Source organism: Paenibacillus donghaensis, assembly GCF_002192415.1.
In the GTDB taxonomy this organism is placed as follows: Bacteria; Bacillota; Bacilli; order Paenibacillales; family Paenibacillaceae; genus Paenibacillus_AQ; species Paenibacillus_AQ donghaensis.
Genome location: NZ_CP021780.1, coordinates 8189238 through 8202063 on the forward strand (window position 1 = coordinate 8189238; position 12826 = coordinate 8202063).

Annotated in this window: 7 protein-coding genes; all 7 read left to right on the plus strand. The window is 53.3% G+C overall.

The genetic code is table 11. The features are described 5' to 3' along the window. Positions 1–266: 266 nt before the first annotated feature. Positions 267–2090, plus strand: coding sequence for a sensor histidine kinase (locus B9T62_RS37060; protein ID WP_087919830.1), 1824 nt, complete (start codon positions 267–269; stop codon positions 2088–2090). Continuing rightward, positions 2083–3606, plus strand: coding sequence for a response regulator transcription factor (locus tag B9T62_RS37065; RefSeq protein ID WP_087919831.1), 1524 nt, complete (start codon positions 2083–2085; stop codon positions 3604–3606). Before B9T62_RS37060 ends, B9T62_RS37065 begins: the two co-directional genes overlap by 8 nt. Before the next feature lie 162 nt (positions 3607–3768). Further along, the gene (locus B9T62_RS37070) at positions 3769–5277 is read left to right on the plus strand and encodes an ABC transporter substrate-binding protein (protein WP_087919832.1); all 1509 of its coding nucleotides are present in this window, start codon (positions 3769–3771) and stop codon (positions 5275–5277) included. Between the two features lie 182 nt (positions 5278–5459). After that, positions 5460–6392 (plus strand): ABC transporter permease, encoded by a 933-nt coding sequence (locus B9T62_RS37075; protein WP_087919833.1) that lies wholly within the window; start codon positions 5460–5462, stop codon positions 6390–6392. Between the two features lie 30 nt (positions 6393–6422). After that, complete coding sequence (locus B9T62_RS37080; RefSeq protein ID WP_087919834.1) at positions 6423–7340, plus strand: carbohydrate ABC transporter permease; 918 nt, start codon at positions 6423–6425, stop codon at positions 7338–7340. Between the two features lie 31 nt (positions 7341–7371). Continuing rightward, positions 7372–9684 (plus strand): glycoside hydrolase family 3 N-terminal domain-containing protein, encoded by a 2313-nt coding sequence (locus B9T62_RS37085; RefSeq protein ID WP_087919835.1) that lies wholly within the window; start codon positions 7372–7374, stop codon positions 9682–9684. After that, a complete protein-coding gene (locus B9T62_RS37090) occupies positions 9671–12808 on the plus strand; it encodes an alpha-mannosidase (RefSeq protein WP_087919836.1) in 3138 nt (1045 codons plus the stop codon). The genes B9T62_RS37085 and B9T62_RS37090 overlap by 14 nt, the downstream gene beginning before the upstream one ends. Positions 12809–12826: the final 18 nt, after the last annotated feature.

The window sequence follows — 12826 nt, forward strand, 5'->3', positions numbered from 1 at the left end:
CTCAAGAAGCAATTTATTCGAAAATAGTTGCAGATTCGCACTTATTTGTCCGATATCCACAGTTCCACCTGAAATTAGATGCAGTTTCGCATCTAATTTATTTTGGAAGCTATAATGTAACATTCTAGATCCTAGGCGGGACTTAAATAGCAATTCATAAGCAGGCTATATTTCCCAGCCCCGACGCTATAATTTCAAGTGATATAATGAAGCAATCCGGCAAGCTACGAGATCGTCTGGCTACAGCTTAAGGTAGGAGGAACAGCATGCTTCCGGCAAGAATTTACCGTAATTATTTCAAGAACAATCTGTTTATGAAGATTATTTTGCTCTTTTCGGCGATTGCTGTGGTAACGATCATTACGTTCTCCTACCTGATGTTTCTCTTAATGTCTCAGGCCGCAGTCGAGAGGCAGCTGGAGATTCAGAAGCGGGCAGTGGAGAGTGTGAGCCGTTATATTGAGCAGAAGTATGATTTTGTGCAGACGATGACTACCGAGATTTACAGAGACAGCGAGCTGACGGCCAACACCGCATATCTGCTGGAGCACCCCTATGAAGAATATGTGAAGTACCGGCTGGACCGCTATTTCAGCGAGAGCAACTCGACTACAGATCCGGTTCAATATTTCAAGAATAAAGTGGAGGATGCCCCGGATATCCGTACCTTGCTGTTATACAGCGCCGGTGAGCAGCAGCTCTACGTGTATAATGACCACAAGCAATTCGAGATTATCTCGACCAATGCAGCCCATTCCTTCGTGCCCGATGCGATGTATCTGGAGGAGGGAGGGAGTGTTTCCGTTCCCAATGTATGGGTTCGCAAAAGCATCTCCCTGCCTGATGTCCCCATGTTCTCGGTGCGCACCCCGGTGAATAACAAGCAGTCGCTCAGCAATATCGGCCAGCTGCTGGTGTACTTTGATGCCGACCAGATCTGGGAAGGCATGGGCAATGACAGGAAGGATTTCAAAGGCACCATTCTCGTGTTGTCCGCAGACGGGGATGTGATGTTTGATACCTCCGGCAAGTTCTATGGGCAGTCGTATCCTTATGCCCGCCAGGTGAACTCGGTCTCTACGGACGGCGAGGAGATTGGTGGAATGAGACTGTCAAAGCTGACCCACAGCCAGGGCGGGTTCACTGTAATCAGCGCTGTGCCGAAGGAGGAGCTGGCTGCGACCTACAGCGGGCTCCGCAACATGATTATGATCATCTGCCTGATTTGTTTAGCCTTTGCGATTATCACCCCTTCGCTGTTCATCAGCAATTTCGCCAAACGCACACACCGCATTATCAAGTTCACCCGCAAGGTTAAGAATGGCGACTTGGCCGCCCGGATTACCGATGTCAGAGAGGACGAGCTGGGGCAGATCTCCAAGAGCTTCAACGATATGCTGGATGAGCTGAATCTCCATATCGACCGGGTGTTCAAGGCTGAGATCAAGCAGAAGCATACCGAAATTGCAGCGCTTGAAGCCAGAGTTAATCCGCATTTTCTCTATAACACGCTTGAGGTCATCCGCATGCGGGCGCTCTCCCAAGGGGCGACGGATGTGGGCGAGATGATCTACAGCCTGTCCGTTCTGTTCAAGAGTTATGTTCAGCCCAAAGCCAAGCATACCTTGAAGGATGAACTGGAGGCCTGCCGCTTGTACCTGGAGCTGTTCCGTATCCGTTACAAGGACAGATTCTCGTATGAGCTGTACTGCGGGAAGGAGCTGGAAGGCAGAGTGGTTCTGAAAATGTCACTGCAGCCCATTATCGAAAATTACATTCTTCACGGGATGCGGACGGACAAGAGCGACAATCACATCTCTATCGCTGTGAATAAGCAAGGGCCCATGCTGTGTGCCTGTGTGACGGACAACGGGCGCGGCATTCCGCCGGAGCGGCTGGTGGAATTGACACAGGGACTGCGCAGACCCGAGGAGTCATCCGGGTCCTTCGGTCTGCGCAGCATTCATGAAAGGCTGAAGCTGCTGTATGGAGAATCCTATGGGATCGAGCTGAAGAGTGAAGTGGGCACAGGCACGACAGTGATTGTGTATTTCCCCGATCTGGGAGAGGATGAGCCAACATATGTATAGAGTATTCATTGTGGATGATGAGCCGTTTATCATAGATGGCTTGTACGATATCATAGACTGGTCCGGTCTGGGGCTGGAAATTGTCGGCCAGGCTGAGAATGGGCAGCAGGCGCTGGACGCGCTGCGCACGGTCCGGGCAGATATTCTGATTACGGATATCTCCATGCCGGTGATGAACGGGCTGGAATTGATCCGCGCAGTAAGGGAAATCCAGCCCATGCTGAAAGCTATTATATTAAGCGGGTATGATGAGTTCGGCTACCTCAAGGAGGGCATGGCGCTGGGCATTGAGAATTATCTGCTGAAGCCGATTAATCTGGAGGAATTCAGGGCTACACTGGTTACGGTCGCGGAGAAGTTGAACGAATCCAGAGCCGAGCGTGAGCTGAGCGCACACAGCATCTCCATTCTGAAGGATCATGTCATGCACCGCTGGCTCAGAGATCAGATCCATCCCCAGGAGTTCAAGGAGCGTGCGGCGTTTCTGGGAATGGATATAGACAAGCCGCTTGTGCTTGCGTCACTGCTGCGGCCGGAGCATTCCCATGCCGCTGTCTTTCAGACTGCAGTAGAAGCGCTCAGCGGCAGTGGCGGCCTTATTTTATTTCAGGATCTTGACGGCGTGGATATTGTACTGCTGCATCTGCTGAGCGAGTATCAGCGCGGGAAGGAAGAAGCAGAGCAGGTTCACAAGCGGCTGCTGGATGCCCTCGGCGGTTTCCAGCCGCTGCGCCTGTCGGTGGGCAGTGTGGAAGAGCTGCAGGGAGGGGCTTCCCTGAGCTATGTCCATGCCAAGAAGGCGCAGGAATATTTCATGCTCTATCCCGAGCGGAATGTCATTCATTACGAAGAGCTGAAGGAGGCGGGAGATTCCGTCCTGCAGAAGCTTCCCCTGAAATGGGAGGAAGACCTCAAGCTGATCCTGTCCAAAGATAAGCAAACACTGCTTGCCCGGATCGATCAATGCTTCGAGCAGCTGCGGCAGCTGGAGGGCATCACACCGGAGCTGCTTCAAGGGATCTCCATGGAATGGCTGATCCGCTTCAAGCTGCAGCTGAGGGAGATCAGACATACGGAGGAGCCGGAGCTGTTCGCTGAAGGCTTCAACAGAATTCAATCGTTCACCTCGATCGGGGAATTATGCGGCATCATCAAAGAAGCGGCTGTGCTGACCATCGACTCGCTGCTGCGCGATGTCAAGAGTCCGGTAGTCCATCAGGTGCTGACTTATATCCATGACTCCTACAACGAAGATATTTCGCTCAAAACGCTGGGAGCGCAGTACAATATTCATCCGGTGTATCTCGGGCAATTGTTTCATAAAGAGGTTAATGAATCCTTCACGGATTATATTAACAAATACCGGATCGAGCGGGCCAAGGAACAGCTGCGTACCTCACCGCTTAAGGTTCATGAAATCGCCAGGAATGTAGGCTACTGGGAGACCGGTTATTTCTACAAACAATTTAAGAAGCATGTGGGAATTTCCCCGACTGAATATAAAGGGCTTGTCTAGCGGGGTTCCGCGGCAAGCTTTTCTTTATTTTCTACAGTATTTATTTAGTTTAGCTTCTGTATGAAAATGCTTTCATAACTTAAAGTTAAGATAGTCCTTGAACAATAGAGGCGGCCCTGATCCGGGTGCTTCAAGGAGTAATCAAAGGGAGGTTATACAGGAATGAGCAAGAACAAGAGAAGGTTTTCCCTGTTGCTGACATCACTCATGGTCTTCTCGCTTGCGCTTAGCGCTTGTGGCGGGAACAACAATGCAAGCACGGCGAACGGCGAGAAGACGAACACGAATACGGCGTCTGAAGTCAAGTCAGAGAAGCCGGTCGAATTGATCTGGTACACCATTGGCGGCCCTCAGAAGGATCTGGACAGAGTTGTTGAGGAAATCAATAAATACACCAAAGAGAAAATTAACGTCACGCTGAAGGTTAACATGATTGATTTTGGCGACTATACCCAGAAAATGCAGGTTAAAGTAGCTTCCGGTGAGCCTATGGATATTCTGTTCACCTGCTCGTGGGCCTTCGATTATGTACAGAATGCCCGTAAAGGCGCGTTCATGGAGCTGGACCAGCTGCTGCAGGAGCAAGGTAAGGGAATTGTGGACACTATTGATCCGGCCTTCCTGGAAGGCTCGAAGGTAGACGGGCACAATTATGCCGTGCCTGCCAACAAAGAGCTGCCGGCGCAGGAAGTATGGCGCTTCAACAAAGAGCTGCTCGACAAATACAATCTTGACATCAGCAATGTGAAATCGATGGAGAGCATTGAGCCGCTGCTGAAAACGATCAAGGAGAACGAACCGGAAATCACACCTTATGCGATGGTGAAGGATTACATGCCGGTCATGCCTTTTGACTACATCATTGAGAAGATGCCTATGGCTGTGTATATGGATACCACGGATTACAAGATTGTCAACATCCTGGAAACTCCGGAGCTGAAGACGAATCTGGAGACCGCCCGCAAGTATTATCAAGCCGGTTATGTTTCCTCTGAAGTAGCCACTACCACCTCGGTGGATGACCTGTACAAATCCGGTAAATGGTTTATGGACCGTGCCGCCACCCAGCCGCTCGCCGATAATCTGTGGTCGGCAAGTTATGGCTATCCGGTAGTATCCACACCGGCAGGCGAGCCGTATATTTACAACTGGTCGGTGATGGGGTCCATGCAAGCGATCTCGGCCAACTCCGAATATCCGGAGAAAGCGATGGAATTCCTTAACCTGCTGAACACCGATCCGGTCCTGCGCAATATGGTTGATTCCGGGATTGAAGGGGTGCATTACGAGAAGACCGGCGAGAACATGATGAAGAATCTGCCGGATGCGAAGAACTATGACATGCCTACCTTCTCACTTGGTAATATCATGATCAACTATCTGAATGAGGGTGATCCTGAGAACAAGTGGGATGAGTTCAAGAAATTCAATGAAGCGGGTGTGAATGCTCCGCTGCTGGGCTTCAACTTTGATACTTCGAAGGTAACCACTGAAATTGCCGCCGTACAGAATGTGAAGGAAGAATTCTGGGCGCCGCTGATGACGGGGACCGTTGATCCGAATGAATACCTGCCCAAAGCCAATGAGAAATTCAAGGCGGCCGGACTGGATAAGATTATTGCCGAAGCCCAGTCGCAGATCGATGCCTGGAGAGCGGCCAACAACAAATAAACAGATTCATTGACTGAAGACCCGGGCGGGTGCAAGGCTCTTGCCCGGTCTTCTTTAAAATATAAGAATGTATATGCTTTACGCTATACATTATCCTTATATTTCTCGCTGAAACGGATACCGTCCCTTTGAGGACGTCGCAGCCGTTTCCACTTGTAATTCAGGAGGGATACGATGTGAGAATGGCCCGCGGATTTCTTAAGAATATATTCACAGACAAGATCATGCTGCTAATGGTGCTGCCTGGGACACTTTGGTTTCTCTTCTTCTCTTACCTGCCTATGTTCGGCACGGTTATTGCCTTCAAGGAATACCGCTTCAGCCGCGACGGGTTCTGGGCCAGTATTGTCAATAGCAAGTGGGTAGGCTTAGACAACTTTAAATTTCTGTTCACTACGAACGACGCCTATGTCATTACACGCAATACGTTGCTGTATAACGCGGCTTTTATCGTGCTGGGACTGATCCTTTCCGTCGTAATGGCGATTGTCTTATCCGAGATTGTCAACAAGAAGCTGGCCAAGTTGTACCAGACCGGTATGTTTCTGCCTTATTTCTTGTCCTGGGTCGTTGTCGGCTATTTCGCCTTCAGCTTCCTCAGCTCCGAGCGCGGTATGCTGAACCAGGTGCTGGACTATTTCGGGGCCGAATCGGTGCAGTGGTACTCCGAGAAGAAATATTGGCCTTTTATTCTGATCTTTGTGTATTTGTGGAAGGCCGTCGGCTACAACAGCGTGGTGTATCTGGCCGCCATTATGGGTATCGACAAATCGCTGTATGAAGCGGCGATGATCGACGGAGCCAGCAAGTTCCAGCAGATCCGTAACATTACGCTGCCGCTGCTGAACCCGATTATTACGATTATGACACTGCTGGCGATCGGGAAGATTTTCTACGCCGACTTTGGCCTGTTCTATCAGGTACCGCGGAACTCGGGAACCCTGTACGGGGTTACGAACGTTATCGATACCTATGTCTATCAGGGGCTCAAAACAACGGGAGAGATTGGCATGACCACAGCGGCAGGTCTGTATCAGTCCGTAGTCGGGTTCGTGCTAGTCATCACTTCGAATTATATTGTGCGCAGATACAACAGGGACAGTGCGCTGTTCTAGTATACGAATCTACTGAAGGGAGTGGGCCATATGTCGTCGGTTGTCCGCAAAAAACGCGATTTCCATCAGCTATCCAAGCCTTGGAATGTCATCTTTAATCTCATTGCCGGTATCTTTGCCTTTCTGTGTGTATTTCCGTTCCTGTTCGTTGTTATTATCTCCTTAACCGATGAAGGGACGCTGGCGCGCGACGGCTACAGCCTGATTCCGGCCAAATGGAGCCTGGGTGCTTACCGCTACGTGTTCGAATCCGGGGATATGCTGCTGCGTTCCTACGGGGTGACTATTTTTGTAACAGTCCTGGGTACGATAATCAGCCTGCTGTTTATCTCGCTTTATGCCTATGCCATTTCACGCAAAAGCTTCCGCTACCGTAACTTTTTCGCTTTTTTTGCCTTTTTCACCATGTTGTTTAATGGCGGGCTTGTCCCGACCTATATTATTGTTACGCAGTTTCTGGGACTGAAGGATACCGTCTGGGCCTTGATTATGCCACTGGCGGTGAACGCATTCTATATCATGATCCTGCGCACCTTCTACATTACCAGCGTACCGGATGCTATTGTGGAATCCGGCAAAATCGACGGGGCCGGAGAATTCCGCATTTTTCTGAAGCTGGTGCTGCCATTGTCCCTGCCGGGGCTGGCTACGATTGCCTTGTTCAGCACACTCGGTTATTGGAATGACTGGTTTAATGCGCTGCTCTATATTGATGATCCGAATCTGGTGCCGCTGCAATCGATGCTGATGCGGATCGAGACCAGTATGCAGTTCATTATGCAGAATTCGCAGAACAGCTCGCTCAGTCTGGAGGCCTTCCGCTCCATGCCGCAGGATACCTCGCGGATGGCGATGGTTGTACTGGCGACTGGACCGATTATTTTTGCCTATCCGTTCTTCCAGCGTTATTTCATCCAGGGTCTGACGATAGGTGCGGTCAAAGAATAAGATCATCATTGCAGAGGAGCGAGTGAAGACCATGAGCTATACAGATCCGCATATGCCTGTAGAGGAACGGGTTGAGCAGCTGCTCGGACTCATGACCCTGGAAGAGAAGGCAGCCCAGCTGGTTCAACCCTTCGGCTGGCAGGCCTATAACCATAAAGACGGAGAAATCACACTTGCAGAGTCTTTCAAACAGCAGGTGAAAGAAGCAGGGGTAGGCTCACTCTACGGCATGCTGCGCGCTGACCCGTGGACAGGAGTAACCCTTGCGAACGGCCTGTCCCCCCGGGAGGGAGCGGAGGCCGTCAATATCATCCAGCGTTATGTGCTGGAGCATTCCCGGCTGGGGATTCCGGTCCTGATTGGCGAAGAATGCTCGCATGGCCATATGGCTATCGGCGCTACGGTCTTTCCGGTGCCGCTGTCGCTGGGCAGCTCATGGAATCTGGACATGTACCGCCGGGTCTGCCGGGCGGTTGCGCTGGAGACACGAAGCCAGGGAGGCGCAGTCACCTATTCGCCGGTACTTGATGTGGTGCGCGATCCCCGCTGGGGGCGTACAGAGGAGTGTTTCGGAGAGGATGCTTTCCTGATCAGCGAGTTCGCCGTGGCAGCCGTGGAAGGCTTGCAGGGAGAAGACTTGAAGAGTGGTGGAAGTGTCGGCGCTACACTGAAGCATTTTGTCGGCTACGGCAGCTCGGAAGGCGGCCGGAATGCCGGGCCGGTCCATATGGGCCGGCGGGAACTGCTGGAAGTGGATCTGCTGCCATTCAAAAGAGCCGTGGAAGCAGGAGCTGTCTCCATTATGCCTGCCTACAACGAGATCGACGGTGTTCCCTGCACCACGAATATGGAGCTACTGGAGGATTTGCTCCGCCAAGCCTGGGGATTCGATGGCATGATTATTACGGACTGCGGCGCGATTGAGATGCTGACCGCTGGCCATGGGGTGGCCGAAGACGGGATGGCTGCCACTGTGCAATCGCTCACGGCTGGGATCGATATGGAGATGTCGGGTGAGATGTACGGCCGATACATTGTGGAGGCTGTCCGGCAGAACCTGCTTACGGAAGCACTTGTGGACCGCGCTGCGTCGCGGGTGCTGGCTCTGAAATTCAGGCTGGGACTGTTTGAGAATCCGTATGCCGACCCGCAGGCCGCCGAGCGTGTAATCGGCAGTGAAGCACATAGACAGTTGGCCAGGGAAGCGGCGGCAGAGAGTATTGTTCTGCTCAAGAATGAAGGCGGCATCCTGCCGTTATCCGCAAGCACGGGCACGCTGGCCGTGATTGGCCCCAATGCGGATGCAGGCTATAACCAGCTGGGCGATTACACCTCGCCGCAGCCGCCTTCCCAGGTGGTCACGGTGCTGGAAGGACTGCGCAGCAGACTGGGGGCAGCACCGGAGCGCGTGCTCTATGCGCCCGGCTGCCGGATCAGAGGCGAATCCCGGGAAGGCTTCGCCGCCGCCTTAGCCTGCGCAGCGCAGGCGGATACGGTCATTATGGTCGTTGGCGGCTCCAGTGCCCGCGATTTCGGGGAAGGCAGCATTGATCTGAAGACAGGTGCCTCCAAGGTAACGGAGCATAGCTGGAACGACATGGATTGCGGCGAAGGCATCGACCGGCTCTCGCTTGCGCTGTCGGGTGTGCAGCTGGAATTGATTCAGGAAATATACAAGCTGGGCAAGCCAGTAATTGTAGTCTATATCAATGGCCGTCCGGTGACGGAGCCATGGATTGATGAGCATGCCCATGCGATTCTGGAAGCCTGGTATCCGGGTCAGGAGGGAGGGCATGCCGTTGCCGACATTCTCTTCGGTGATGTGAACCCTTCGGGCAAGCTGACCCTCTCGCTTCCGAAGCATGTCGGCCAGCTGCCGGTGTATTACAACGGCAAGCGGTCGCGGGGGAAACGGTATCTGGAAGAGAATTCACAGCCCCGTTATCCGTTTGGCTTCGGGCTTAGCTATACGAGCTTCAGCTATGAGGAGCTTAAGGTGGAGCCGGCGGAGATATCTGCTGGCGAGATCGCGACCGTTACCGTTAATGTGAAGAACACAGGCCAGCGTGAAGGGGCGGAAGTGGTACAGCTCTATGTCTCCGACATCGCCAGCACCATAACCAGACCGGAGAGAGAACTCAAGGGCTTCAGCAAAATCCGGCTCGCTCCCGGAGAACAGCAGACGCTGGAATTTACTGTAGGACCACAGCAGCTGCAGTATATCGGAGCGGATTATCAGCCTGTGGTCGAGCCGGGTGCCTTCAAAATACGGGTAGGCCGCCAGGTGAATGACACGCTGGACGCCGATCTCACTGTGAGAGGGGAACGACATGGAACGCATTAAACGATTGATCCGTGAGCTGTCGGAGCAGCAATGGCTGGAAGTTCGGGAGCTGCGTGAATGGGAGATTCTCTCGTCCACCTATACCGTGCCGGGACAATATGAGCAGCTGCAGCCTTATACCCAGGGAGATAACTTCGATTTATTCCCCAGCATCCAAGGCACAACCTATTTCTTTCGTTGTGTCCTGGAGATTCCGCCTGAATGGAAGTCTGGTCGAGCCGGGCTGATCTTCGAGTCTGGCGGGGAGGGGCTGCTGCGGGTTAACGGTCAGTCCCGGCAGGGACTGGACCGGAATCATACGTTCGTCACGCTGGAGGCGAACCCGGACGGAAGTCCGCTGGAGCTGGAGATTGAATTATTTGATCCGATCCCCGAACCGGTGGACCCCTTGAACCAGCAGGCCGTGATTCAGCCGCCGATTCGTGCCATCCGCAGCCGGCTTGTGCGGGTGAACCTGCCGGTGCAGAGTCTGATGTATACGGCTACTGTGATCCGGGACGCGGCGATTCTGCTGCCTGAGCAGGATATGCGCCGCGCCCGGATGCTGGAGGCGTTGTATCAGTGCATGGATGGATTCCTGAATATAAATGCAGCGGATATCCGTCAGGGAGACAGGATTGCTTCGCTGGAACAACAATTGCGGAATAGGATCAAGGAAATAGGCGGCAATGCTGAAGGCCTGATTCATATGATTGGCCAGTCGCATATCGATATCGCCTGGCTCTGGCCGGCCCGCGAGACAGTGCGGAAGACCAGCCGCACCTTCTCAACCGTCAATGCTCTGATGGAGGAGTACCCCGATTATCAATATGCCCAGAGCCAGCCGCTGCTGTTTCAATATCTGAAAGACAATGATCCGGTTCTCTATGAGCAGGTGAAGGCCAGAATCAAGGAAGGGCGCTGGGAGCTGGTCGGTGGAATGTGGATCGAACCCGATCTGAACATTCCAAGCGGCGAATCGCTGATGCGCCAGATGCTCTACGGCCAGCGCTTCTATCTGGAGGAATTCGGACGGACCTCGGCGATTGAATGGCTGCCTGATACCTTCGGCTATTGCGCATCGCTTCCACAGATATTGAAGCATGGCGGGATTGAGTATTTCATGACAACCAAGCTGGGCTGGAATGATACCAACGTCTTTCCTTACAATCTGTTCCACTGGGTTGGTATTGACGGAACGGCGATGTTGTCCTACCTGAATCATGGGGTCAATGAGAATACCTTGCCGCTGGATGTGCATGAGCATTGGCAGTCTTTCCGCGAGAAAGAGCAGCATAATGAGCAGATGCTTCTGTACGGGCATGGTGACGGCGGCGGAGGCGTGACCCGCGAGATGCTGGAATACATTCAGCGGGCCGAGCTAATGGTGGGTCAGCCGGCCAGCGTGTACAGCAATGCCGCAGCCTTCTTCGAGGGCATCCGGCGGGAGCAGCCGCAGCTCCCGCAGTGGCGCGGCGACTTGTACCTGGAGCTGCACCGCGGAACCTACACCACGCACAGCCGCAACAAAAGGAATAACCGCAAGGCGGAAATTCTGTACCGGGAAGCGGAGCTGTGGCAGGCTTTGGCTGCGCCGGAGCTGGGCCCGGAAGAGCGCAAGGCCTATGCAGAGCAGCTGCATGCAGGCTGGAAGCTGATTCTGCTGAACCAGTTCCATGATATTATACCGGGTTCAGCTATTACGGAGGCTTACGAGACTTCGGAGAAGGAATACAAGGATATCTTTGCTCGCGGAACAGCTGTGCTGGAACCAGTATTAGCAGACTTGGCGGGGCGGATAGATACCGCTGGAGCCGGGCGGGCCTATGTTGTCTTCAACAGTCTGGGCTGGGCCCGGGATGCCGTGGTTGAGTTGCCGGCCGCTGCGCAAGCTCCGAACGGAGAACCGCTGTCTGCCTATGTCTATGATGAGCATAATCATCTGCTGGATTGCGAATGGGTAGCCGAAGCGCCGGAAGGCGCAAGCATCATCGTGCGGGTGCCGCAGGTTCCGGCCTGTGGCTACCGCACGATATGGTTGAGAAGCCAAGCTGAGGGTACCGAGGCAGCGCCTGGGGTTGAAGTTTCCCCTGTGCATGCAGAAACACTGCTGGACTGCTGGGAAACCGAATATTACCGCATCCAGTTTAACTCCCAGGGAGAGATTGCCCGCTTATATGACAAATTGGCAGGCCGCGACATTGTGAAGCCTGGGCAGACCGCCAACCGCTTCCACTTCTTCCATGACCGCCCGACCCTATGGGATGCCTGGGATATTGACAGCCGGTATGAAGCTCAGCCTGCAGGTGAAGCTGAATTGGCAGAGAAGAGGGTGGTTTCTTCCGGAGCTGTCAGGGATGTGCTGCGGTTCCGTTGGAAGCTTAACCATTCAGAGATTACCCAGGATCTGATTCTTTATCATCAGGACCGGCGGATCGACTTCAGAACACATGTCAGCTGGAAGGAGTCGCATAAGCTGCTTAAGGTCGGATTCCCGATAGATGTTGTGACAGACAAAGCCACTTATGAAATCCCCTTTGGCGCACTGGAGCGACCCACACACCGAAATACGAGCTGGGAGCAGGCGCAATACGAAGTGTGCGGCCACCGTTTCGCGGATGTCTCCGAGCATGGCTACGGAGTCAGCCTGCTGAACGATTGCAAATATGGCTACGACGTTCAGGGCAGCACCATTCGCCTGTCCCTGCTGCGCGCTCCGAAATGGCCGGATGCCACGGCGGATCTTGGAGAGCATGATTTCACCTATTCACTCTATCCGCATCAGGGGGATTGGCGGGAGGCTCACACCCTGCGTGCAGCTGCTGAATTGAATCATGAGCCGGCAATAGCAGCAGCTGAAGGGAAGGCTGCAAGGCTGCCCTCGACCGGAACGTTTGCCGGATTCACGGGACAGCATGTGGTGCTGGATACGGTGAAGCCTTCCGAGGACGGCCGCGGCAGCATTCTGCGGCTATATGAATCATCAGGAGGGCGCGAGACGGTGAGACTGCAGTGGAATCAGTCAGTTAACGAAATCTTCCTTGCAAATGCACTGGAAGAGGAGATAGAGCAGGTGCAGCATCAGGAGGGAGCCTTTGAGCTTCAGTTCGCACCTTTTGAGATTAAGACAATCTGCATCCGATAACCCCAATAAAGGAGAGTA